The organism is Xanthocytophaga flava (assembly GCF_030068545.1).
GTDB classification, from domain to species: domain Bacteria; phylum Bacteroidota; class Bacteroidia; order Cytophagales; family 172606-1; genus Xanthocytophaga; species Xanthocytophaga flava.
In genome coordinates this window covers 129700-154497 of sequence record NZ_JASJOR010000019.1, presented here as the reverse complement: position 1 = coordinate 154497, position 24798 = coordinate 129700, and the positions used below count along the sequence as shown (strand labels likewise).

Genomic DNA, 24798 nt, shown 5'->3' with positions numbered 1-24798 from the left:
TTGTTTGATTCTGTAGAAGTAGAAACTGAATCTGTTAGATCTTATATATGACAGCGGAGGCTTTGTGTTTGCTACAGAAGGCAACAAATCATAAACAAAGGTAACAAAAAGTAAATAAAAGTAAATATCCATAACTACTTTTTTACGGTTTTTATCGAAAAACCAAAGGATATTTTATTGCACTACTTTAGTGATCCTTTTTGTGGAAGCGGAGGCCTGGCTGTATCGTTTCAGGGTGTTCTCATAATGAGGTTCTGGTGTAATCAGTTTTTACCCAAACCTTTATTCCCTACATGTTCAATCCTTTCGAAGACCTTCAGCTGCGACTGATTCGCGTGGAAGCTCTTTTACTTGAATTACAATCCATTACTATCACTCCTGCCCTGCCTGATAAACAATTTGGCGGTGTTGAACTAGTCATGCAGATCACAGGGCTGGCAAAGTCTACTATTTACAATCTGGTTTCTGAAGGCCGCATCCCGCATATGAAGCGGGGCAAGAAGCTCTATTTCAGCCGTACTGACTTAGAAGCCTGGATTGAAGATGGCAAACAGAAAACGTTACAGGAGTTAGAGACAGAGATCGAACGTCATTTGTCGGAAGACACGGATCCATCAGCCACACAAAAACACTAAGCTATGCAACAGAATGTGTTTTTAGATCACGCCAATGGCGTGAGTGGCGAAGCTTTGCCCTTACCAAATGGAAATACAGTGCCTGTAACGCCTACATTGGCCTTGAGAGACTATCAGGAAGAGAGTATTGTGAAACTGGCAGAAAAACATCTGTCAGGCAAAAAGAGGGTAATTCTATGTCTCCCTACAGGAGCTGGCAAGACTGTCACCTTTGCCGAGATCACCAGACGTGCCTTAGAAGGCATTAGCCGGGGTCGGGTACTGATTCTGACGGATCGTATTGAACTGCTGCATCAGGCAGCCTCAACGCTTCAGAAAGCGGGATTGCAGGCTGGTCTGCTGAGTGCTGAGTCTACACATATGCCCCGCAACAAAGTAGTGGTAGCAATGGTAGAGACGTACTACCGCAGAGTCAAGAAAGGTTGGTCATTGCCGGATCTGAAGCTGATTATTATAGACGAAGCACACAAAGGCAACTTCCGCAAAGTGATAGACTTACACAAAGACTTACCTATGATTGGGGCTACCGCTACGCCAATAGCTGCCAGTAAGTTTGAACCACTCAACCATTACTTTGAGGACATTGTAGTTGGTACAGAAATACATCTCTTGATTGAAGCAGGCTACTTATCCAAACCGCGATACTTTGCTGTACCTATGGAAATCACAGCCTCTACAGGCTCTGATGGAGAGTATAAGAATAATGAGTTGTATGAAGACTTCCATAAACCCAAACTCTATCATGGTTGTGTGACCAACTGGCAAAAACATGCTCAGGGTAAAAAGACGCTGATCTTTTGTGTCAATATCCCGCATACAGTCTATACCGCCCGGGCTTTTAGTGAAGTCAGCTCACAGGTGCGCTATGTGACTTCTGATACACCAGACCAGGAAAGGCAAGCCATTCTGAAATGGTTCTCCTGCACTGATGGGGCGATTCTGGTTAATTGTGGCATTCTCACTACGGGCTTCGATGAACCTACTGTGGAGTGTATTATCCTGAATCGGGCTACTCAGTCTCTGCCCTTATTTCTGCAAATGTGTGGCCGCGGGTCGCGTACCAGAGCAACTAAGCGGGAGTTCATTATCATCGACATGGGTAACAATCTCGATGAACATGGTCTATGGCATGAGCCGCGTGACTGGAGCTATCTGTTCTGGACGGGCAAGGCTCAGAAAACACTCAACATTGCCCCTACCAAGAAATGTCCGGAGTGTCACTCGATCATTGCCTTGGGCTGTGTTACCTGTGAGCATTGTGGCTTTGTGTTTGAACGCCTCTCTCAGGAACAACGAGAATCTGTGCATGTCCATACAGAAGAACTCACCATAGACTGGAGCTATCTCAAACAGATGAACTGGTCACAGATGAGTGTTCCCGAACTGATCCAGCGGGCTCAGATGGGCAACAGCCACACAGGTACACCCTACAAAGTCAACTGGATCATTCACCGCATTATGGAACGCGCTAACCCCAGACCTCTCCTGGAGGAGTTTGCGAAACTGAGAGGCTATCAGCCTGGCTGGGTAGACAAACGCTTGCAGGAGTATGCCTTGCGAAACAATCACACCTATTCATTCTAATTAATCTCTACCCTTTTATTCTCTTACTACCTATATGTCAACCATCAGTTTCTTTTCGTCTATTGATGCATTAACCACTCAATCATATCCCTTAGATCTTTATCTATCCCATATACAGGATGGCGTTTTTCTTGAGCAGGTCGAACTAGCACGGCAGGAGTCTGGCAAAAACCAGCCACAATCACTACCAGTTGTAACCTTATCGGGTTTGTTTAAAATCCATAAACAAGGTCTTTCGCTTACCCAGCATTCGGGTTTTATCGGTCTGGATGTAGAAGGTTTCAAGAATCTGCAACGAGGCAAACTCATTCTCTCTCAGGATCGCTACACGTATGCTGTGTTTGAAAATCATACCGGCCAAGGACTAACTGTGTTGGTACGTATTGCGGCCTGTGACCATGGAAAAGCCTGGCAAGCTCTGAGTGACTACTATGAGGGGGTTTATGGAATCATTGCTGATCCGATGGACCAGATGGTAACCCGATTCCGCTATGTCACTTATGATCCCTTCCTGAGCGGCAATCCGGAAGCAGAGGTTTTCTGTGTCTGAATTGTAATCCGGTCCAGACAAATGATGCCTGAATTTGTAAATCATGATCAGGAAATGTAGGGGCGAACCCGCGTGTTCGCCCAGATTGTCGCAGGCTATGTTTGTGACAATGCGACAATGTAGGGGCAGTGCTTGCCCCTGCCCGGTTTCCCCACCGTCCAATTGGGTTTATCGGGCAACCATTTCGGATGTATCTAGACATTCGTATGGGGAAAGACGGGCACCCGCAAGGGGATGCCCCTACATTGTCGGGATACCCCAATCAGGTATGTGGGAAACCGGGCGCACACATGGGTGCGCCCCTACATCGGATCGGATTGTTACAATCATTCGCGTACGGAAACCGGGCAGGGGCAAGCCCTGCCCCTACAGAAAACACGGCAAAATCACTCAATCAACCAACGAAAACACATGAAAGATCATAAAATAACCTTATTTCCTCACGCATACGCTAAAACAGGACAAGAATACTCCCTGCATACCTTTCTGGAAAACGTCCGGATGGGTACCTGGCAAGATGCTATCCTGAAAGTGCGAACCTGTAAAAATGAAGACACCCAGAAAAAGCTCAAAGAGAAATTACCTGCCGTGACGATTTCCGGTGTGTTTGAAGAGGGAAAGTCGGACAGTCATCTCAAACAACATTCTAACTTTCTGGCTATCGATCTGGATTATGTGAATGAGCTGGATAAGGTAAAAGACATTCTGGAACAAGACCCGTATACCTACGCTGTCTTTACCAGTTGTCGGGGCAAGGGACTATGCGTATTGGTGCGTATAGAAGGTAAAAAACACGAACTGGCCTTTGATAGTCTGTGCCAGTATTACTTTCATCTCTATGGGCAGATAGTAGACCTGAAAGGGCGCAATGTATCGCGACTACGATTTGTCAGCTATGATCCGGATCTGAGGCTGTTTGAGGACTCGAAGGTGTTCAAGCAATATAGTGAGAAGGAAAAGAAAAAGCCCGATACCCGCACTATCTTCTATGGTACCCATGACATAGATCACGTATTTGACCAGATACAAAAACAGCAGATAGATGTGACAGGCGGCTATCATCAGTGGTGTAACATTGCCTTCGCCCTGGCTGACTATTACGGCGAGGCTGGCCGTGACCGCTTTCTGACCGTGAGCCAATACTCGTCGCTCTATGATGCAAAAAAGGCCGATCAGCAGTACTCTGCCTGTTTGAAACACAATGCCACCAGTGCCCGCAAAATCACCATAGGCACCTTTCTGTGGTATTGCAAGCAACAGGGTATTACGATCATTTCAGACCAAACTAAGGCGATTGTAAACAGCGCCAAGCTGGGAAAGAATGGCAGCAATACCGTGGAGGGAACCGTCGCTGTGTTGCATCAAGTCCATGGCATTGATCCGGAGATAACCCGGCCTATTGTGGAACAAGTTTATTCTTCTGCTCCGGAAACAGCAGAGGAAGCCTTACCTGTAGTGGTACGCTTGCAAAAGTACTGGAAAGAGTACCAGTCGGATATACGGCGCAATGTGATTAACAAGAAATGCTATAGAGGCAGTGTACAGCTCACCGAACGCGATCTGGTGGATATTTACATGGACGCCTCCCAGAAACTCAATGCCAGTGTTCACAAAGACATGGTAGCCGATATGATGAAGTCGTCTATGGTACCCGAGTTTAACCCGCTTCGTGAGTTTTTTGAGGGAATGAGTAACCCAAAGACTGGCTATATCCGCCAACTGGCCGAATGCCTCAACAGTCCCCAGGGACATGACTATGCACAGTATATGCTCACCAAATGGATGATGAGTTGCATTGCGTCGCTTTATGGAACGCCCAGCCAGGTAATGCTCACCCTATGCGGGGAGCAGGGCAAAGGGAAAAGTGTCTTCTTTCTAAAGATACTACCCGAATCCTTTCCTTTCCGTGAGGAACTCATCTGTGAGGACAGCTTCAAACGCAATGATACTCAAAACGGCAAGTTGATGATGATTACCCGCTGGATTGTGGTGGATGACGAGTTTAAATCCATTGAACAAATCGGCGAAAACGCTCTCAAAGCCTATATCACTCAGAACAATGTCAGTGTACGCTTTGCCTATGATAGGGTGCCTGAGAGCATTCCCCGCTTCTGCAACTTTGTAGGAACCAGCAATGAAAACACGTTTCTGAAAGACCCAACGGGAAACCGCCGCTTTCCTATCATTGAAACGGGTGAGATAGATAAACCCCGCTACAATGCCATAGACAAATACGAACTCTGGAAGGAAGCTTACTTTATCTACCTGACCAATCCGGATACGAAGTTTGATTCGGATGACTTTCAGATAATCAATGAGGTAGCTGACAACTATCTCAGACGCACACCCGAGCAGGAATTACTGCTGAAGTTTTACGAAGAAGCCGACGAAGAGACGGGTACGTTTTGTACAACCAGTGATATGCTGAACACCCTACTTGGGAGCAGCAACATCAAAACAATGAACACGGTAAATTTAGGCAGGGCGATATCTGCTCTCAAATGGAAAAAAGCCACCCAGGGACGTGACAAAACCAAACGCTATGGGTATTGGGTCAGGGAAAGACGCTTTACCCAAGAGGTGGGGTAAGCGTGGAAAGATAGGGGAAGAATTGGGGATAGATGTAACTACCTGATACTAAGACGGGGTGAGATGGGTCGGTTTTTTGGCCTGAAACACTTCCAGAAGATACAGGAAAAAGAGGAAACAGAGAGCTATATATACTATAAATAGAATATAATATTTATATATATAATATAGGGCGAATCTAACCCCTCTTACCCCGCCTTAGTATCAGGTAGTTAAGTTTACCCCGGATCTTTCCCCGATTCTACCCCATCTTACCCCAAACGTAGGAAAGTACCATTTTAGTAACTAAAAACACAAGTATAGATGCAACCTACAGAATCTCGCTTACAAGGCTTGTGCTTCCAATGGCACTGGAATACATTTCCCTACTACAGAGGCTTGCTACACATGAATAACAACACCTCCCAAAACGCGATTAAAGGCGCCTTAAATCGATCCATGGGAGTTGTGAGGGGTGTTGCAGATTTGGAATACTTCTTTGCGTCTACGGGGCATTTTATAGAGTTAAAATCACCAGATGGCATCCAGAGTGAGGAGCAGAAACTATTCCAGTCCAGAATTGAAGAACAAGGCGGCCACTATCACATTATCCGTAGTTACGATGCCTTCAAACAATTAATCATCACTATTCATACCAATGCTATATGATCACCCTTTCTAGCTTAGTTTATTGTTCAAGGCTTTTCGATGCCCTCACGTATTTGCGTGTGTGCCCTTGTTGGTTTGTTGTCACTTACTTCTCTCTACTTGCGGCCTCTTCATTTTTTGCTTGCCCAAAAAACGAAGCAAAAAAGGGCACCTTTTCCCGATTCTCCTGCCCGCAAGGCCAAAGGCCAACCTCGCGGGAAAAGGATTGCCAACGCACCTTCACAACCACACACGATTGAAGTGACCAATAGTCTTTTTGTATCATGTGCTGATTGATTTTAAAATGAAGATCTTCTATCATTTTTGGTATATACAAAGAGAGCTAAGATTCCTTTAAACGCGAACCGTTGTAGCTGTGCGCTGGCCTTCTTTCTGCCGCGAGGAAAGCCCATGGCTTTGTGGGCTGGAGGTTCGGCAGAAAGTGCCCTTTTTTGCTTCGTTTTTTGGGCAAGCAAAAAATGAAGAGGCCGCAAGTAGAGAGAAGTAAGTGACAACAAACCAACACAGTTAAATAAAATCAAAATTAAAACCCAACACCCATATGTATTTCGACACAAACGCATACGATCAATACGAAGAAAGCCACAAAGAATCTACTTCCTTCTGGCGCAAAGTAACTCACAGCTACAGCCTGGCCTATCTGGATTTTCTAAGTTGGGGCATACAACATCCCGACCCTCAAAAGTCATCTATCAAGCTGGCGCTATCCGGCAGAAACAAACGCTACACCAACATGCTCTATGATTTCTTTCAGTCCAAAGGATTGATGATCAATGTAACAGGCACGCTGAAAGACAAGCAAGCTGTTTATACCTTCCAGATCGGGCAAGACGCCAATGCCAACTACCAACTCACTGATCCGGAAGAGCTGGCCTGTACCGAAGACTATCCCAACCGATATGATGCAGAAACGGCTGCTTTCAAGATCGCATTTACAGTGCTGAATAAATGGATAATAGATCAGCACAGCTATGGGTTCAGACTTCGGTAAACACTCCTGACAGGCACCACCCTGCACTAACTTTACACTCTTGCGTCGAGTTATGCGCAGCAAGCCCTCTGCCGTGAACTATGCCCAGCCAAAATCGTGAGCATACTTCACGGCAAAACTAGCCTGACCCATGCCAACAACAGACCGAGACTTCAGGCCCAGTCATGAGCGGAATTCACGGCAGAAAAGGCCTTGCGCATAACTCACGGCAAGACGCACGGCTGCGCATAGTTCAGTTCAAGAAATCAATTTGACCCTAACTCTGCGCAACAAAACAACTATTCACAAACGATAACTTTAACACCAATGGATTTACAAAAGATAGGCCAACGCATTTTATACGTACGTACTGAAATAGCCAAACTGCCTCAACGCGAATTTGTGCAACGCATGGGACTCGGCCAAAGCAACATCTCCCAGCTGGAAAAAGGCCAGAGCCTGCCTAGCTGCTTCTTCCTCTACAGCCTGCACATCACCTACGATGTGAACCTGAATTGGTTGATGACGGGGTGCGGAGAGGTGCAACAGAAGCACAATTATCACCAACAATCTGTTTCCCGCCGTTCAGGTTGTCAGAATCATGGATGACAGAAAGTAAAAGACAAACTATTTCAGAGATTAATCGTAAAGCGTTCCAAAACCAGATACCATTGGTTGCCGTGTTCGATCTGCCATATAAGTGACAACAATAGCGCACCAGTAGCAATCTAATGCCTGATAGCATTGTTTACAAAGCTACATCTGAATATACAGATACAACATCGGGATACTTGTTTGTCAGCCTGGCAAGTATCTCCTTACCCTCTTCTGCTGTATATAGCATAAGAATTTCTATTTCCGTATCGTGTACCACCCCATACAAATAATAAAAAGTACCCTCCTCACCCTCTTCCTCTTTAATAAACAAAGCTACTCCTTGCTGAATATCAATTATTTTGCCCTTGCCAAGATACACACCAAAGAGTTTGTTTCTTATTCGAATCTTTTGATCTACAAAATCAAACACAGCTTCTTCAGCACAAAAAGTGAGATAAATAAGAAAAATGGATACTAGCCCAAAAACGACTCCAAGTACATAAAATCCATGGAAGGAAGAAGCCAGCATACCACACGGAAAACTAATGCTTAAAGGAAGAACAAATATCATCCTGATAAATGTCTCTTTTATTATCAGTACAGCCCGCTGTTCCAATTCATTCAAATAGATTCCAGGGGCAATTTTATCTCTGTTCATAGACAAGCAATCTGTTCTTATTTTTATAATTTCTCCTCAAACACTATACACCCATTGAAACAATACTACTCTTTGCCTGGTGTTTTCTTTGTTGTATATCAGAACAAACCGTTAGAACACATACAAAGTATCCTGTTCCCATCGCTGGGGGTTGGTGGTGATGTATTCGGCTATCTGCTGATGGGAACGGGCATTGCGGATGATGTGTTCGTAATAATTGCGCTGCCAGACAGATCCTGATGTTTGCTGAATATCATTAACCTTTTTGGTTACACTGGCTTTATACCCACCGATCATTGCACCCAATGATTTCGGATTTAACCCTGTAGGGGCGATTGGCAGATCGCCCTGGTTCCCCGCCGAACGATTGGTTTGATCCGGGTCTATGGTAATGGCCTGGGCGACCTGCCAGTCGCCCCTACATGTTATATCTGTAATTTCGACAATGCCATGCATGTGGTTGGGCATAATAATAAATTCATGCAATACAATCTCTTGCCGGATTTCGGCCGATTTTCCCCATTCCTGACAGGCTATCTCCCCCACCTCATTCAACACCATTTGCCCACCGTCAATGCGCCCAAATAAACATTGCCTGTCCTTTACACAGATGGTCACAAAATACAAACCTGCCTGACTATACTCATAATCTGGCAACCGGATTGACCGCCGATGATGAATGGCAGGATCATAGAATGAATCAGACGACATACAGACATTTTACAGATAGATCACCTCAACAAACCTTAAGGTAACCGGAATTGGGCAGGTATAGGCTAAAACCAAGACCGATGCCAGCATGAAAAGTTAAGGAAAAATGAGCCCAAACCCTACAAATGCCAGAAAGCCAATGACACCTCTAGAGAGATTCGCATACCCTCACCTGACAGGCATTCCCATAATAAACACCCCTAAACACTTTATTTTATCCATTCAATCATACATATATCCAAAACGAAAGACCTATAACAAACCTTCCCCTCAAATTTTTTATTTATAACTACCCGTATATTTGCCTTTAATTATACACTCGTATAGTAACCATACATACACTCAACAATGATAAAACATTTAATTCCCTGCCTGTTCGCAGGCCTTTTAGTGGTTACATCCTGTAAGTCAGACAGCGATGAAGCCCCAACTCCCGAACCGGAAAAAACCTGCAAGCTGGTAAGTATAAAAAGTGTCGTTGATGGAAACAGTGACACCCTTATCTCAACAAATACATATGATGCCAATGGCTGGCTCATTACCAATGAGGGGAAGAGCAAAGGGAATCTTCAATATAGAGTAACATATACCTATAATCCCGAAGGTTTTGTAACTGAGCGTAGGGATACTTCCAGTGGGTATTCTTCCAGTGTGACCAGATATGAATATATTCAGGGCAAGCTCTCCAAAAGCACTGGAAACCATACATCAATATATAATGATGAGAAGTATGAAACGACTTACAATACAGATGGAACCCTTGCCAGAATCATAAGAAATTGGACTAGCCCAAATGGTGATGGAACTTTCCATAATACGATGGACACCGCATGGTATAACTATACAAATGGGAGATTAACAGAAATACGTTACATGAGCTCAAATTATAATATAATTCAAGTTAACAAGGTTGAAACAGATGCCAGAGGCTTGATTACCAAAGTAGCGCATACTGATACAAATGCAGCAAAGTATATATATATCTATGATACACAGGGACAACTAATTCGAGACGAGATCTACTTTGGCGGACTGCTGTATGAATATCAAACCTATGAATATGATGATAAAGAGATAATAGACAAATTCACAGATTATACACCAAAAGGTCAGGCAGTTACTGAACCTACCTATGGATTAAAAATACATAATGTACTAAGACGGGAACGTTATCAGGTGGAGAACCAAACCAATAAACAAATAGCATTGCATAGGTTTACCTATGAATACGATGAAAAAGGATTGCCTAAAAAATCAACAAGATACACTAAATTGGGTGGCGACGAAGCAAACACAGTAGTTACCTATACATTTGACTGCCAGTAAGCGCGATTTTCTCTTATAAACAACACATACAACGGCTGGACACATAGTATCCAGCCGTTTCGTATTTCCAGTTAAACGCGTAGCATCTCCTCAGCACCTTTTTCCGTTTCACTCACTGATCGATGACAGTATCCGTGTATGTACTTTACAGTTGTATCCTTGTCGTCAAACTGCTCCAGTATTCTCCGCTGTCGTGTATGTGATAGTGTATCTAGTGGCTCACCATTCTCTCGCACTAAATTTCCACAATACCCACACTTGTAAACAACCTCGCTCGGATCAACAAAATCTTTGATAAAATATTTCTGCTTAGAGGCAACATCCTCTTTCACAATCCCAATTCTATCCACCTTTACAAGCCCTGATGGGTCTTCTAAAATAAGCACATTGAGAATCAGGTAAGGAAAAGGGAAGGGTTGCTGAAAGGTTTGCCTATACTCATAGGCTAGTTCCCTCAGGTTAACAGGATGCAGTAAAATAGTGTCCCTGTTTGTAAAATGTTCCGCATCGAGAATGTAATCCCGCAGGCTTTTAATGGTAATCTTGCCAATAAATTGTAAGACAGGCTGGTTCATGGTGGTCAGTAAATTTTCCGAAATAAATGAACCCAATGTAGTAAAAACAATCGTTGACAGGAAGGAAAAAATGACAAAAACATCCTTCCTACAAATACATCCCTTCGACTTAGTCAACCCCTCCCTTCACCGTTAAATACCACATTCCAGATGCTTACTCCCGCATAGCGCTTTAATCCAAAATCCACTTCCACAAATACAATAACAGTAAATAAAAACCAACCAAAAGTAAGTAAATCGTGTGTTTTGAGCGTAGTTCTGATAATCAAAACAACGCTCTAAAACGCATGTATTTAATGCCGATATTTGTAGTGTCAATCAGCAAGTAGTCCGGACACTGACTGGTGATTAGGTTTCACTATTCAACTACTTATACATTTATGGCATTAACGCTAACCTTATTGACATCCAAAGCAGACTGTGACAAAGTACTCGACGACCTGAGCGACCTGAAAGGGGAACTGGAGTACAAACAAATCTCGCTAACCCGTAGCCGTGACAATGCCTCCGACCGGGCAAGTGACATCGAAGCTACCCTTGCCTCTGCCCAAGCAGAAGTAGACTCACTAACAGCCATCATCGCCGTATTGCCAGAAGGCTCTACCAAGACCGAGATGGAAACACGCAAAGTGAAAGCAGAGTACAAGCTGTTCACAGCTGAGCAACGCAAGTTGCAGTATGGTACCACAGCGGTAATTCTCTACGAATCGCAGCTGGACGAGATCGAGCAACGCCTGTCTGTGATTGATGGCTCGATGTCTTCTATCACCACTCACAAGGCTACGCTACCGGCCTAATCCAAGGTAGTAGCATTGCATAGTTCGTTGTATGGTATCGGGAAGCAGTAGACTAGTAGCCTACTGCTTCTTTCTTTCAAGCTAGTATGTACTCTATTTCCTATTTCACTTAACGATTCTAGTGTATGCAGATACGTATTTTACTCAGTGCCCTGTGTTTTGTATTGGGTTTGGCTGTAGGCGTCTTTACAGAACATAGATTGAATCCCGATGAGGTGTACGATTGTGAGGTGATAGATTATAGTCAGATCGAGCAGATCGTAGCGAAGCAGGTAGCAGCTCATCCGGTGCAACCGTTAGATGTAGAGAAGATCAAGCATGTGAAGAGCTTTACCTATGCACCTGTGTTTCAGGTTGTGGATACCTGCAAAGGTCCGTAACCTATCACGCATGGGCATGAATCGCCCAGAATGTCACAAACAATGTCTGGTGTAATCCGATATTGTAGGGGCGATTGGCAGATCGCCCTGGTTCCCTGCACGAACGATTGGGTTGATCCGAACCGATGTAGGGGCGCACCCATGTGTGCGCCCACATTCCCACAGACCGCGTTTGTGGTATTCCGAAACGGTTGTCTGTTAACACGATCCTTCGCGAACGGAACCAGGGCGATCTGCCAATCGCCCCTACAATGTCGGATCAACCCAATCGTTCGTGCGGGGAATCCGGGCGAACACGCGGGTTCGCCCCTACATTGGATCGGAATAATCCCAATCGTTCGGATGGCAAACAGGCAATTACATCACCCTAACCCTTAAACCACATGGCAAAATCGATATACGATTACCTCCAGTTTGTGCTAGACAACTGGAAAACCTCAACCCTGGGTTTATTCACCTTCTCAGGATATATTCTCTGGCTGGCAAACCGCATCGACACACAGTCGTTCGTTTCGCTGCTGGCCTTTATTTCAACAGTGGGTTTCTTCTCCATGAAAGACCCTAAATAATGCAGAGGGATGGCATCAACCCTTCCTTGGTATTATCACCAACGACCACTTTCCCATCATTCATGTTGGTGGATAACACCAACATGGGGAATAAATAGTCACTACTAACGTATCTCTACCCCTATGAAATTCCAATACCTGATTATACATTGTACTGCTACCCCTGCTGGACGATGGATCTCCCCTGACGATGTGAAACGCTGGCACACCAAACCCAAACCCTACGGCAATGGCTGGAAGCAAGTCGGCTATTCAGACTTGATCTTACTCGATGGCTCCCGTCACCAGTTTGTCAAACACAACAATGACCAGGTAATAGACTCTTTTGAAGTTACGAATGGCGTAGCAGGCATCAACTCCATTTCCAGACATCTCTGTTATGTAGGCGGCCTGGACTCCTCTCACAAAATGCCATTAGATAGCCGTACCCCTCAGCAGATCTCAACCATGTTAGACATTCTCGGCGAGGTACTAGGCTATGCCCCTAATGTAAAGATTGCCGGACATAACCAATTCGACAACAAAGGTTGTCCAAGCTTCTTTGTCCCCAGTTGGCTTAAGCAGCTAGGCATTCCCGAACATAACATTGAGTGGCGCGATCCGTTTGGCTATGAACGCTATTTTAAGCAAGCGTGGAAGAAATAAAACTGATTTTATCAGAAAAATACATAATTACACATGAAAAAGGTCTGACTCGATAGTCAGACCTTTTTCATGTGTAATATCTACCTGATATTGAACTACATCTATTCAGCGCTAACACCAATAGCAATCCTTGAACACATATAATACTCTATTGTTTGTCTGACTATTCCTTATTGCACAACAACCCGTTGTACAGATGTCCCTTTATTAGTCTGAATATGAATCAAATACATGCCATTAGACCAACCTTGCATGTTTATCTGCATATTCTGATTATCTGTGAAGGAACTATTTACTGTTTGTTGTTGTCCAAGCAGATTACAGATACGAATCTGTTCAATACGTACAGAAACGTCTAACAATTGTATCCACACCAAACTTTGGGTAGGATTTGGATGCAGAGTCAGTTTCCCTTTCAGTGCATCCGGTTCTGTAGTCGTCACCTTGTCAATAATCGAATCATCCAACTGATTGGCAGAGTTAATTACTTTAGGTATGTCATACAGCACATTCATTGTAGTGTTGGTACGTACCGGATCATTATAGTCAAAGAAAATATCACCAAAGTTCTCGATCTGAGTTTTTTCGGGCAAATTACCCTTAGGTTTAATCGAGAACTCAATAAATCCGTTGCTACCTTTCTGATCACGAGTACTGTCAGGTAGATTAATCCCAGGAAAGAACCATGTCAGGATCGGCTTTTCTTTTCCTGATACACTGAACAAATACTTGTGAGAGACAACTCCCATTTTCATTGTAGCAAAATCCAGTTTTTCGGACAATGTATCAATCACTGTGATTCTATAAGCAGTGTCGGTGCCAGTGTTCTGAAAACGGATAGTATATTTGAACTCACTTCTGGTTGGTGTATAATGATCAACAGCAGTACCTTGTGGCGAAACTTGTTTGTCATTTGGATCATAGGAGTCAACAATAGGCAAACAGTTAATAGAAACTTCAGGCTCTTCATCATCTTGAGGCAGTGCATTGACAAAACCTTTACTCACTATACTACTAGTAGACGCTACACACCCTTCGATGGTCAGGTTTGTTTGTGATTTGCGTGGGTGGTCCGGACGCTGGTCGGCTTCTAAACGGACGGTTTTGCCATTGACAGGGACTTTTAATACAAGACTATCGCCTTTCGCTAACTTATAGTTTTTGCGAAAAGCCAGCTGGGTATCTAAAAAAATACGAAACTCACTGCTGTCGGCCATAGCTGCTTGTCCCACATTTTTAATAATCATCTGAACTCGTCCATTTTCTATACATTTACCTGTAAGCATAATATCAGAGTTATCCCATTCTCCTGCTTCCACAACCTGATTGAATGGGGTAATCCATGCTTTTGTGCATTGGGTCAGACCTGTAATGCCCCTAATACAGGAAACATAATCTACAATAGTAATACTACCGGATTCATTGGGATTCAGAACAGGAATAGAAAAAACATAATTTGAATCCTTATCTATCTCATAAGACTTGCTAGCATCTCGCAGAACAACATATTGGGGCAGTTTTACATATATTTTCACCTGTTCAGCTTTGCCTTGGCCTTTGTTGGCATATACAATTTTTGTAGTACTTAATTCGCATCGACGGCGACGATTACTGCTAACTTCACAAGATAAGTAAGGCAAAAGCACTTTAAACTGATTGGCAAAGTTTACATCTGAAATGGTTTGCCCTCTCTCTGAAAAACTAACAGTATGCACTGAGTCTTTTTGTGGACACACACTGGTAACAACAGTATTACTTGTAAAGGAAGGCAGAATTTGCATAATCTGATACTTACCAGTATCTACCTGAAGAGAATAAGAACCAGTACTATCTGTAACAGTATAGTAAGGGCCTGGTTCTGCCAGCACAACAATACGGGGCATCCCTATTTCTGTACTATCCTGGATACAATCTGTGTTTTGGGCAATAAATACTTTTCCACGTATCACATTTGCTGTTAGTGGAGCGGTAGCAAACGCAGTAATCCGATAGTTTAGGGCGTCACTAACATAAAGATCGCCCTCCGGACTTATGTCCAAATCACTAACAGATCCAAATTGCTCCCTTCCGTATCCTTGCGATCCAAACTGAGTGATAAATTCGCCATCCCTGTCAAGTATCTGAATTCGGTAATTTCCTCGATCTCCAATATATAAATTCCCTTGCTGATCTATCTTAATAGCTGACGGATAATTAAAATGTCCTGGATCAGTTCCTGTAGAACCTATCTTCTTCAGCATTCTACCTGTTGAATCAAATTTAAAAACAGCGTTGTTTTGTGTATCTGTAACATATACATTTCCCAGCTTGTCAATTGCTATTGCTTCGGGATAAAACTCTTCCAAATCAGGGTTACCAAATTGTAGCAGAAACCGACCTTTTGAATCAAATTTTTGGATGCGTTTATTTCTGGGATCTGTCACATAAATATTTCCTAAAGGATCAATTTCTATTCCCTGCAGACTATAAAATTCACCTGCTCCAGTTCCTTCTTTTCCAAAAGCAAATAAAAAGTTACCTGTCGTATCAAACTTCTGAATCAGACGATTCGAATTATCACAAACATATAAATTATTCTGGGCATCTATAGCCATTGGGCTTGGGCTGGTAAACTCACTATTCTGGGTTCCTAAACTATTGATTTCTTTAACCAGTATCCCCTTTTGATTATACTTGGCAATAAATTTGTCTGTTGAAATATAAAAGTCTCCAGCTTTATTCCGTCTTGTTCCATACATATATTGCAATTGCCCATTTGTTGTTCCTCTAAACCCATACGTTTCTATCAACTTACCATTTGGAAGAAAGCGCTGCACCTTGTTAGTGATGTAGTCTGATACATAGACAGTGCCTAATGGGTCAACACAAATTCCATTGGGAATACTGAATTGCTTATCTCCAACCCCAAATGATCCTATACTGATAATAAAATTTCCAGAAGAACTGAACTGCTGAATACGATAATTTTGTGTATCCACGACCCAAACATTACCTTCTGCATCTGTAGTTAGTGCCTGTGGATTATAGAACTGACCATTACCAGATCCTCTCTCTCCAAAAGTAAGCAAAAACCTACCTGTTGAATCAAACTTTTGAATGCGGGTGTGTCCTGAATCAATAGTATAAATCTCACCCTTGGAATTAACACAAAGTTTCCAAACACGTTGAAACTGCTCATCTGCGGTTCCTGTTGATCCAAATTTTAACAAAATGTTCCCATCCTGATCCAGTTTATGAATTTCATTTGCATTAGTAAGAGTGGAAATCACAGCTAGATAAATATTTTTCTGGTCATCTACAGCAATTCCATTATAGTAAGATCTAAATGCAACAGAAATCACTTTAACAAACTCTCCCTTAGCATTAAACATCTGAACACGAGAGTTATCTAGTACATATATATTTTCATCATCATCTACTGCTATATCAATGATTGTACCTGAAAAAGATCCTGTTTCTGTGCCTGTTTTTCCAAACCTCAACACTATTTCTCCCTTCGCTGTAAACTTGGTAATATACCAGTTTGAAGCATTAACGACATACAGGTTGCCTTTCTTATCGGTTATGATCTTAAATGGATACTCAAAACTGATGGGAGAACCAATTGTATGATTGAAAAAATAACTCTGGGATCTCCCTGCTAAGGGGAAAACAAAAAAAAGTACTAAAAAATAAACTAAAGAGTAGTGCTGTTTCATTTGTTTGTATTAATACTATAAAATTTAATCATTTAAATAAACTTGCAAGTATTTTCATTTGTGAAAGAAGTTTTTAGGTAACTCTATTATCTTTTATGATTGGTATTACATCTTTCTCTGTTTCTCAGCACATAGCTACAACACTAGAACCCTGAGGCACAATAAACTGTTTAAAACCACTATTTAGAGTCTAACTTTACAACATACCCCTCCCCACTGACAACATAATGATAGCCTCTTTTATCAATAGCAATGCTGACTGGACTAACACCGGTTGACTTGCCAATTGATTTATTTATAACATAAGTTTGTCCTTTTGCAAGTTGAAACTGGTATAAAAGAAAAAACGAAAATAGAACTGTAAAGCGCAAGAGTTTTATCATAGAATAAATACAGATGTAAATCTATATAAATATTTCATACACAGAACCTCTTATTCATATAATATTTCCCTGATAATTTTCACTTATTGGTCTGTTAAAAAAATTCAATCTACTATGATTAGAAAGATACGATATTTAGTCTATTACCTTTCTTATTTCAACGATGGGAAAATGGTTGGTGATGATAAAATTACGTGATCCGTTTGGCTATGATCGCTACTACAAGCTAGCTTGGAGGAGGTAAAAATACAAAAGCCGACCTGTTTTCAGGCGGCTTTTATTGCTTACTTTTGCCGCTGGTAATAGATCCACACATGAACAATAAAAAAGAAGCAAACCGTTACGATAAAATATTCAAGGAAAATCTGGAAGCTGTTACGCTAAGCATGATTGAGAAAGTACTCCGGATCGATGTGGCCAATTATGAGAAAATACCACTGGATCTGCAACGGACCCTGGAACGAAAACCCGATCAGCTACTCAAAATTACAAACAGGCAAGGCGATACGTTTTTACTGCAACTCAAGTTCCAACTGGTCGATGAAGTACGGATGGTAGACCGCATGTTTGAATACAAAGCCATAGAGGTTGTCTAAATTAGTATTAAAGAGGCGAAAAGAGCAGATTTTAGAGCGAACCGAGACTATTTTGAGGGGCATAGCCAGCGGCTATGGGCCGAAAAATAGGTGAAGGTGCAGCCTAAAAGATGCCTTTGCAGCCTTTAATACTAATTTGAGACAACCTCTGGATCTGGCGTAAATATCAACTGCCTATTCGTCAGTACGTCTTGTTTCTCTCAGATACGGTGCCTACCATGCCTACCCGTATCGAACAACACGGATTAGTATTCTTCTTTGATCTGGTCAGGCTTTCGCAGATAGACTATCAGCTATTTCTCTCATCCGATAAGGCTGACGAAGTTGTATTTGCGGTTCTGGCTAACTTTGGTAATATGGAACCAGAGAAAGCAGCCAGCCAGATTTTAGACCGATTAGCCCAGACTTCACCAACTCCACTGGAACTAAACCGCCACTTGCAACAGTTACGGATATTAGCTAATTTGCGTAAACTATCACCTTTTATTGAACAGATTATGGAATCCATTACCAACTATATCAAAGAAGAAGATGATTATTTCTTCAAAAAAGGAGAAAGAATAGGAGAATTGAAAGGAGAACAAAAAGGTAGACAGGAAGGTCTATTAGAAGGATTGCAGGAAGGTGAGCAAAAAGGAAAACAAGCAGGCAAACAGGAAGCTATTCTCAAATTTCTCAAAGATGGCATTCTGACTACCAAACAACTGGCTTCCTATTTTGATGTAAGCGAGGAGTTTGTCGAAGACCTGCGTAAAAACCTCGACCAATAGTATATACAGTACTCCAGACAACCTGAGTCATCCCGAATTTAGAGGGAAGTACTTTACATTGGTAGCCTTATCCGATAGTAAAAGAATAAGCTACAAAGTGAGTGAAGATGCCTTCAATCAGAAAAGGTAGTATAGGTGCGTAGGCAATCTTTTCTCCGCGAGGTTGGCACCTTATCCTGTCCCATAAGTTTTTCGATTTTGCAGCTTTAGGGGATAATCTCTTTTTGTGCCATTACACCCTTTATTGTCCTCCTGAAAGGATCTCGTGGCAAGACCGGCGGCCTTTCCGACTGGAATTTATTTTTTCTCTTATAATCCAAACGCCACTCTATTTGTCAAGAGATCCTTTCAGGAGGACAGGAGGAGTGTTTTTTTCTTTATTTACAAACCATGTTTCTAGAAAAGATATGGAACAGGATAAGGGAAAGCCCATGGCCTTGCGGGCGGAAAGATCAGGAAAAAGTGCCTTTTTTGGGTTATCACGCTGTGGCGTGACAAAAAAGTGACAAGGCGATAAAAAAGAGATAGGTTCAGGATTTTAAACAAACGAAGAAAGAGAGCTTTCATAAAAAATACCTCAAGCCTACACTATTTTCAAAAGTATAGGCTTGGGTTTTATTCAAATCCAACATTCAGGATCACTCATGTTACTTATTTGGTATAGTCTGAATGCACTGTGTATTGACTCAGTAACAGATTCCACTGCGCCACTTCCTCTTTCTGTTTTTCATAGTCCTCTATATTGTCTGACAGATAATCGTTGACAATATCATACTCCATATCATTGACAATCTTTTTTCGCTTTGCGATTTTTGCCAAAATGCTTTTATTTCCTCTGATATCCTGAGTGGCATTTCTGCCAGTCTGTTTTTTATATTCGTCAAATAAGGCTTGTTTGAGTTTAGGGTTTTCACCTTCTTCCCAGCTTCCCAGCTTCCCAGCAATTGTCGTTGCAGCATGCCTAACCCAATTGTATTCTTCTGGTTATAAGCTTCTTGGGCTATTTCTTTTCTGTGGAGAGCAAAGGAAATATGTTCAGTACTTAATTCACTATATATATCGATCATCAATAGGATTCTTTCCAACAAAATATCGGCTTTTTTCTTTTTTTCCATAGAAATGAGTTGGTTACTAAAGCAGTAAAGATATCACCGATTTAGGCTACAAAAAAGAAGGGAAGCAAAGCCAGAGATTATTTTTCTTTTGTGTACTAACTAGTAGATCGTGTGTCCAGATTAGAAAAACAGGCATGTGGAATAAAGTTTTTGCAGATTTTAACAGGTATTTTTGTTTATACACATAATTTCAAAATAGCCTGTTACAAGGGCTATGCAAGAGGTTATAGTACCAATCAATCATTTAACTAGTCGAGCTATGAAAGCACTCCCAATAGAACAGCTAGAGAAGTATGCAAATCCTGAGCTGGGAAAGCCGATAAATCTCAATGAGGTTGAATCTTTGTATAAAGAAAGTTTTAACCTTGTTTGTCTGCATGAATATTTTGAAGGGTGGGAATTCGATTTTTCCTACCAAAAATATATTGATAGTTCTGAAGAAACGAATCTGATCTGGATTAGTGACCAAACTCTTCATATAAATGAACACGTATTCGCTTATCCTCTCACCTTGTATGCATTTATTCAGCATTGCAATCAGGTAGGCGTAAACCTGGTGTGGAATCAAACAATACTAAAGCGGTTATATACAGAATGAGTAATGTAAAAGACAAAAGTAAAATAAGCTATATTGACTTAACAGAACCTGAAGATAATAGCCTGCAGTTGCCTATACATAGCAACTGCTTATTGGCCAAACAACAGAATTTTTAAAATCATCCAGGATAAAAAAAGCATATAGATCTGTTTCCAAACAAAATACAATTGATATAGTACACCAATAGTATGAAGCATTCCTCAAGCTGACTAGCCGTTTTACACAATGAATGGTATAAGCTCTGGGCAAATAACACCTCAACAAACATATCCAAACAAGTATGTACAAACGGTTATAACAAGTCCGTTTCTCTTTATTTCTGTTTTGCTCTGAGATAATCGTGTAAAATAGAGCAAATATCATTTGCTAGTATCGGCTTAAGCAGATAGTCTTTGATAAGTGGGGTGGTGTTTGCTTTCTGAAGATCGAACTGATTAACAAAAGAGGTCAGCAGATAGATTCCCAGCTTTGATTTTACGTTATTATACCCGGGAATGGCAATCAGTAAATCTGCCAGTTTTTTTATAAACTCCCACCCATCCATTTGCGGAAGTACCATATCCAGAAAGATCAAGTCAGGTAGTGTATCAAAATCCCCTTTCAAAAACAACGTTCTGATTTGAGCCAAAGCCGCAGATGCGGTAGAGAAACAAGATACTTTAACCTGAATCTGCTCAAGTGGCTGTTCCATTACATCTCTAGCAGATTGGCCTTCACTGTCTATCTTGTACTCTAACCTAGGAAAACTACTATTCTCTTCTGAGTTCTGCTGGCTTGTTTTTATTGTATAAAACTGTTCATTACACACCTTTTGTATATGTTTTTCAAATATCATTCGATCAACCGGATCATCGTCGACAACATAGATTTTCACAAGCATACCGGATTAGTTTTATCTTAGTAAAGTATAAAGTAGATATCTCCTTTGAAATTACTTATGATCAGAAAATAACTAATTCGATAAATAGCTAAAAAAGTATGCCTGTTCTTTACACTTTTTATAAAAAAAGGAAGAGAACATAGTCAGATTAAAATGAATAGGATTCAGTAGTATTTCGACAGATTTCAGATTATCCGGAATCTTTAAAATTTCATATATTCTATCCTGCACTTACATAAAACAGATAGTTGACTTTTATCAAAAAATAGAATTAATTGCATTCTATCCTTTACTGTTTTTTTGCCTAGACCATTGATTATCAATTTAGTAGGCGTTTTTTTATTTTTCAGATCTGCGGATTCTCTTTAAACTTACGCCAGTATATGAAAACCATACAAGTAGGACAGAAAGTTATTTTAAGAAAAAATATCAATATCCATTCCATTGAGATTACTGCTGAAAATGACACTCACAGCCATAGTAGAGAGAAAGAAGTAATACTCAAGGAAATTGGAGAAATCCTTAGTGTCGTTGTGGATCAACACGGCCTTGAATGGGTAGTTGAAACCAATCGACTCTTACCTTCTGATAACTATTATCTCAATTCAATGGATACTAATAAATAGAATAGATTACTCCCGGGTGAGTAGTAGGCTGTGATTGAAACCAGTTTTTTGTGAAGAAAAAAACGTTTATAGTATATAAAGTGACATTGATAAACAGAAAAGTATAATCAATCCTGCAAACCACCAGGCTTTCTTCTTAATCAGGTAATATGATCGCTCTAGCTGTTGTTTTGCTTTTTCCCATACTGGTTTTGGAATTGACTGAAAAGAAAGTGTAGAATCTTTCTCCCCCTTCTCTCATTCTTGTTGTAGCGTGCTTATTTCCATATAGTTAGTTTACACCTGCCTTCAAAATAAAGCTATCACGAGCTTGCTCTTGACTAAGCGGATAATGCACTACTTATGCACAATATAATGCCTATTGCCCCCACTCCCACTGTTACGAAATATACAACGGATGGGTGCATTTAGCCATTGGTCACAGTGGTGGTAGATCCTACTTTTGTACCATACCATCTGTTTAGTCAATCATCTACCCGAATAGGAAGGTTTGTGAGAAATGACATTGTCTGTTAAACAGATCACTGATGAGCATTGGATAGTACAGTTTATCCTTCTAGCAGCTTTTATTCTTATTATACCTATTGGTAAATTTTTATACTATGCACACTCAAACCACACAAATCCCTGGCTATACCTATGGAGAAGTAGCCACCTCACCCGTATCTGAGGCTGATTTAGACTTGCTAAAGCAAACCGTACTTTTATCTGAAGAGGATGTACTCTATCTGCAAATGGCAGGAAGAGTACTTGAAGACCAGACAGAAAACATACTGGATGTCTGGTATGGCTTCGTAGGCTCACATCCGTATCTGGCTCAGTATTTTGGAAAAAATGATCAGTTGAATGATGCCTATTTAGCCAGCGTACGTAAGCGCTTCGGGCAATGGATCATGGATACCTGCTTTCGTTCTTACGATCAGCAATGGCTGAATTATCAGCATGAAATTGGTCTTCGTCACCTGGTCAAGAAAAACCAGACCGACGGAGTAGACGCAGTTCCGATTATACACTTCCGTTACCTTGTCACTTTTATTGTACCAATCACTGCAACCATAAAACCATTTCTTGCCAGAAAAGGCAATAGTGTAGGCGAGGTTGAGAATATGTACAATGCCTGGTTTAAGGCTATTACACTGACGGTGGCACTTTGGTGTTATCCCTATGTGAAGGAGGGTACTTTTTAAATCCCATTTTTTGCTCCGCCTTACCAGATAAGATTTCCTGTAAAACATACATATAGTTCTTTATCACTCATTTAAACACAAACCTATTATGACACCTACTCCATCTAAAACCGTAGTCTTTATTACCGGAGCTTTTGTCAGCCACAGTTGCTGGGACGAATGGCGTACCTATTTTGAAAGCAAAGGCTATTCAACCATTGCACCACCCTGGTTACACAAAGAAGGGACTGCAACTGAATTACGGGCCAGACAACCCAATGATGTGGCACTGGCTACCCTTCATCTGGAAGACCTGGTCAACCATTATATAGACATCATCAAAGGGCTACCTGAAAAACCGATTGTGATTGGTCATTCGTATGGCGGTATGCTTACACAGATTATGGTAAACCGCGATCTGGCAGCTGCTGGGGTAGCCATTCATTCCGTCCCTCCACAAGGAGTATTTCCCTATGAATTCTCCTTCCTGAAAGCAGGCTGGAAGTCGTTGGGACTGTTTACGTCACTGGAAGAAACCTATCTGATGTCTTTTGAAGACTGGCAGTATGCTTTTGTGAATGGAATGTCATTCAATGACCAGATTGCTTCCTATGAAAAGTATATCATACCCGAGTCGAAAACTGTAGCACGGGATGCAGTAACATCTGCTGCAAAAGTAGACTTTGCCAAACCACATGCGCCTTTGTTGTTTACAGCCGGCGATACAGATCATATTACGCCTGCCCATCTGAATCAACGCAACTTTAAAGCATACGAAGAAAACGGCTCTATTCTCGAGTACAAACTCTTCACCAACCGGAATCACTATGTATTGGGACTTCCTACCTGGAAAGAAGATGCTGACTACATCTTACAATGGATAGATAAAGTACAACAGGTTGTACCTATGAGCAGTAATCAGGTCGAAGCCTGAGCTAGTTGACCCAATACCCCAATAGTTCATTTAATGACTTTTCAGTCTTTTCTGATAGTAACTGGTACAGATACCACAGGTAAGAAGGTAGTTACCTTATCCTGTCCCATAATTTTTCTAAGAAAGAGGTTTATAAATAAAAAAAACCTCTCCCTGTCCTCCTGAAATGACCCTCCCGCCATGCGGGACAGGTGTGACAAATAGAGTGGTGTTTACTTTCTGAGAGAAAAAATACTCCCACTTGGAAAGGTCGCCGGTCTTGCCACGAGTTCCTTTCAGGAGGACAGAAGGGGTTGAGAAAAGAGAGTTTTCTCAAAAATACATGAGTCATTCCAAATTTTGAGGAAAGAATATCCCATCCTTTAGAAAAAGAGAAACAAAGGAGTTACAAAGAGAGTTATGCTGACTTCAATCGTGGATGGTGGTGTAGGTGCGTTGGCCTTCTTTCTGCCGCGAGGTTGGCCTTTGGCCTGTGGGCGGGAGGTTCGGCAGAAAGTGCCCTTTTTTGCTTCGTTTTTTGGGCAAGCAAAAAATGAAGAGGCCTGTGGAAGAAGCAAGATTGGGATAATACAAACACAGAAAGAAACGTTTCTCAAAAATTATCCTAAGTCCACACTTTCAAAAGTATAGGCTTGGGTTTTATTCCAATCCAATATTCAGGAAGACTCATGTTTAATCAGACAAACTAAATTTATACTCATTTCAATAGTGCACATAACCTATCTGATCAGACTTGTCGGACTGGAGTAGTTGTGTATTGTCTTCTGGATTATCAGGCCAGCCTACTCTAAAATTCAA

General features: G+C 41.6%; 28 protein-coding genes. 21 read left to right on the top strand and 7 right to left on the bottom strand.

Features of this window, described 5'->3' with window-relative positions:
• Positions 1 to 293: 293 nt before the first annotated feature.
• The 8 genes from QNI15_RS25030 to QNI15_RS24995 all read left to right on the top strand — a co-directional run bounded on the left by QNI15_RS25030 (position 294) and on the right by QNI15_RS24995 (position 7585).
• Positions 294 to 635, top strand: coding sequence for a helix-turn-helix domain-containing protein (locus QNI15_RS25030; protein ID WP_314034299.1), 342 nt, complete (start codon positions 294 to 296; stop codon positions 633 to 635).
• A gap of 3 nt (positions 636 to 638) precedes the next feature.
• Entirely contained in the window at positions 639 to 2219 is a 1581-nt protein-coding gene (locus QNI15_RS25025) for a DEAD/DEAH box helicase (protein WP_314034297.1), read from the top strand.
• Positions 2220 to 2253: 34 nt separating this feature from the next.
• A complete protein-coding gene (locus QNI15_RS25020; RefSeq protein ID WP_314034294.1) occupies positions 2254 to 2769 on the top strand; it encodes a BT4734/BF3469 family protein in 516 nt (171 codons plus the stop codon).
• A 188-nt stretch (positions 2770 to 2957) separates the two neighbouring features.
• Positions 2958 to 3194, top strand: coding sequence for a hypothetical protein (locus tag QNI15_RS25015; protein WP_313994318.1), 237 nt, complete (start codon positions 2958 to 2960; stop codon positions 3192 to 3194).
• Positions 3181 to 5358 (top strand): VapE domain-containing protein, encoded by a 2178-nt coding sequence (locus QNI15_RS25010; RefSeq protein ID WP_314034292.1) that lies wholly within the window; start codon positions 3181 to 3183, stop codon positions 5356 to 5358. The genes QNI15_RS25015 and QNI15_RS25010 overlap by 14 nt, the downstream gene beginning before the upstream one ends.
• Positions 5359 to 5661: 303 nt before the next feature.
• Positions 5662 to 6006 (top strand): hypothetical protein, encoded by a 345-nt coding sequence (locus QNI15_RS25005; RefSeq protein WP_313994323.1) that lies wholly within the window; start codon positions 5662 to 5664, stop codon positions 6004 to 6006.
• Between the two features lie 541 nt (positions 6007 to 6547).
• Positions 6548 to 6997 (top strand): hypothetical protein, encoded by a 450-nt coding sequence (locus tag QNI15_RS25000; protein ID WP_313994325.1) that lies wholly within the window; start codon positions 6548 to 6550, stop codon positions 6995 to 6997.
• A 306-nt stretch (positions 6998 to 7303) separates the two neighbouring features.
• A complete protein-coding gene (locus QNI15_RS24995; protein WP_313994327.1) occupies positions 7304 to 7585 on the top strand; it encodes a helix-turn-helix domain-containing protein in 282 nt (93 codons plus the stop codon).
• Positions 7586 to 7724: 139 nt separating this feature from the next.
• Here QNI15_RS24995 and QNI15_RS24990 read toward each other — a convergent pair whose 3' ends face one another.
• Both QNI15_RS24990 and QNI15_RS24985 read right to left on the bottom strand, forming a co-directional pair.
• On the bottom strand, positions 7725 to 8231 hold the full coding sequence (locus QNI15_RS24990) for a hypothetical protein (protein WP_314034290.1): 507 nt from the start codon (positions 8229 to 8231) through the stop codon (positions 7725 to 7727).
• Positions 8232 to 8342: 111 nt separating this feature from the next.
• Positions 8343 to 8942: a transposase gene (locus QNI15_RS24985; RefSeq protein WP_313994333.1), complete on the bottom strand. Its 600-nt coding sequence runs from the start codon at positions 8940 to 8942 to the stop codon at positions 8343 to 8345.
• Positions 8943 to 9290: 348 nt separating this feature from the next.
• Between QNI15_RS24985 and QNI15_RS24980 the strand changes: the two genes are divergently transcribed.
• Positions 9291 to 10268, top strand: coding sequence for a hypothetical protein (locus tag QNI15_RS24980; RefSeq protein ID WP_313994336.1), 978 nt, complete (start codon positions 9291 to 9293; stop codon positions 10266 to 10268).
• A gap of 71 nt (positions 10269 to 10339) precedes the next feature.
• Here QNI15_RS24980 and QNI15_RS24975 read toward each other — a convergent pair whose 3' ends face one another.
• Positions 10340 to 10843, bottom strand: a complete 504-nt coding sequence (locus tag QNI15_RS24975; RefSeq protein WP_313994339.1) for a hypothetical protein — start codon at positions 10841 to 10843, stop codon at positions 10340 to 10342.
• A 344-nt stretch (positions 10844 to 11187) separates the two neighbouring features.
• Here QNI15_RS24975 and QNI15_RS24970 point away from each other — a divergent pair, with 344 nt between their 5' ends.
• Both QNI15_RS24970 and QNI15_RS24965 read left to right on the top strand, forming a co-directional pair.
• The gene (locus tag QNI15_RS24970) at positions 11188 to 11640 is read left to right on the top strand and encodes a hypothetical protein (RefSeq protein WP_314034289.1); all 453 of its coding nucleotides are present in this window, start codon (positions 11188 to 11190) and stop codon (positions 11638 to 11640) included.
• A gap of 125 nt (positions 11641 to 11765) precedes the next feature.
• Positions 11766 to 12020 (top strand): hypothetical protein, encoded by a 255-nt coding sequence (locus QNI15_RS24965; RefSeq protein WP_314034287.1) that lies wholly within the window; start codon positions 11766 to 11768, stop codon positions 12018 to 12020.
• Positions 12021 to 12024: 4 nt separating this feature from the next.
• Here the strand turns inward: QNI15_RS24965 and QNI15_RS24960 are convergent, their stop codons facing one another.
• A complete protein-coding gene (locus tag QNI15_RS24960; protein ID WP_313994347.1) occupies positions 12025 to 12177 on the bottom strand; it encodes a hypothetical protein in 153 nt (50 codons plus the stop codon).
• Between QNI15_RS24960 and QNI15_RS24955 the strand changes: the two genes are divergently transcribed.
• The 3 genes from QNI15_RS24955 to QNI15_RS24945 all read left to right on the top strand — a co-directional run bounded on the left by QNI15_RS24955 (position 12164) and on the right by QNI15_RS24945 (position 13234).
• Entirely contained in the window at positions 12164 to 12391 is a 228-nt protein-coding gene (locus QNI15_RS24955) for a hypothetical protein (protein WP_314034285.1), read from the top strand. The two genes, QNI15_RS24960 and QNI15_RS24955, sit on opposite strands and share 14 nt — an antisense overlap.
• A gap of 12 nt (positions 12392 to 12403) precedes the next feature.
• Positions 12404 to 12589 carry a hypothetical protein gene (locus tag QNI15_RS24950; protein WP_313994353.1) on the top strand — a complete coding sequence of 62 codons (186 nt, stop codon included), beginning with the start codon at positions 12404 to 12406 and terminating at the stop codon, positions 12587 to 12589.
• A gap of 123 nt (positions 12590 to 12712) precedes the next feature.
• Positions 12713 to 13234 (top strand): N-acetylmuramoyl-L-alanine amidase, encoded by a 522-nt coding sequence (locus QNI15_RS24945; RefSeq protein WP_314034283.1) that lies wholly within the window; start codon positions 12713 to 12715, stop codon positions 13232 to 13234.
• Positions 13235 to 13404: 170 nt separating this feature from the next.
• Here QNI15_RS24945 and QNI15_RS24940 read toward each other — a convergent pair whose 3' ends face one another.
• A complete protein-coding gene (locus QNI15_RS24940) occupies positions 13405 to 16932 on the bottom strand; it encodes a DUF7619 domain-containing protein (RefSeq protein ID WP_314034281.1) in 3528 nt (1175 codons plus the stop codon).
• Between the two features lie 697 nt (positions 16933 to 17629).
• On the opposite strand from QNI15_RS24940, the gene QNI15_RS24935 reads away from it, so the two are divergent.
• Both QNI15_RS24935 and QNI15_RS24930 read left to right on the top strand, forming a co-directional pair.
• Positions 17630 to 17911, top strand: coding sequence for a hypothetical protein (locus QNI15_RS24935; RefSeq protein WP_314034279.1), 282 nt, complete (start codon positions 17630 to 17632; stop codon positions 17909 to 17911).
• A 218-nt stretch (positions 17912 to 18129) separates the two neighbouring features.
• The gene (locus QNI15_RS24930) at positions 18130 to 18681 is read left to right on the top strand and encodes a hypothetical protein (RefSeq protein ID WP_314034277.1); all 552 of its coding nucleotides are present in this window, start codon (positions 18130 to 18132) and stop codon (positions 18679 to 18681) included.
• Positions 18682 to 19418: 737 nt separating this feature from the next.
• Here the strand turns inward: QNI15_RS24930 and QNI15_RS24925 are convergent.
• Entirely contained in the window at positions 19419 to 19796 is a 378-nt protein-coding gene (locus QNI15_RS24925; protein ID WP_314034275.1) for a hypothetical protein, read from the bottom strand.
• Positions 19797 to 20055: 259 nt separating this feature from the next.
• On the opposite strand from QNI15_RS24925, the gene QNI15_RS24920 reads away from it, so the two are divergent.
• Positions 20056 to 20394: a hypothetical protein gene (locus QNI15_RS24920; protein WP_314034273.1), complete on the top strand. Its 339-nt coding sequence runs from the start codon at positions 20056 to 20058 to the stop codon at positions 20392 to 20394.
• Between the two features lie 313 nt (positions 20395 to 20707).
• Here the strand turns inward: QNI15_RS24920 and QNI15_RS24915 are convergent, their stop codons facing one another.
• Positions 20708 to 21274, bottom strand: coding sequence for a response regulator (locus QNI15_RS24915; RefSeq protein WP_314034272.1), 567 nt, complete (start codon positions 21272 to 21274; stop codon positions 20708 to 20710).
• 383 nt (positions 21275 to 21657) lie between these two features.
• On the opposite strand from QNI15_RS24915, the gene QNI15_RS24910 reads away from it, so the two are divergent.
• From QNI15_RS24910 to QNI15_RS24895, 4 genes are all read left to right on the top strand, one after another.
• Positions 21658 to 21900, top strand: a complete 243-nt coding sequence (locus QNI15_RS24910; protein WP_314034270.1) for a hypothetical protein — start codon at positions 21658 to 21660, stop codon at positions 21898 to 21900.
• A gap of 602 nt (positions 21901 to 22502) precedes the next feature.
• Positions 22503 to 23087, top strand: a complete 585-nt coding sequence (locus tag QNI15_RS24905) for a protoglobin domain-containing protein (protein ID WP_314034268.1) — start codon at positions 22503 to 22505, stop codon at positions 23085 to 23087.
• A gap of 88 nt (positions 23088 to 23175) precedes the next feature.
• Positions 23176 to 24000, top strand: coding sequence for an alpha/beta hydrolase (locus QNI15_RS24900; RefSeq protein ID WP_313994373.1), 825 nt, complete (start codon positions 23176 to 23178; stop codon positions 23998 to 24000).
• A gap of 399 nt (positions 24001 to 24399) precedes the next feature.
• The gene (locus QNI15_RS24895; RefSeq protein WP_313994375.1) at positions 24400 to 24630 is read left to right on the top strand and encodes a hypothetical protein; all 231 of its coding nucleotides are present in this window, start codon (positions 24400 to 24402) and stop codon (positions 24628 to 24630) included.
• The last annotated feature ends 168 nt before the right edge of the window (positions 24631 to 24798 follow it).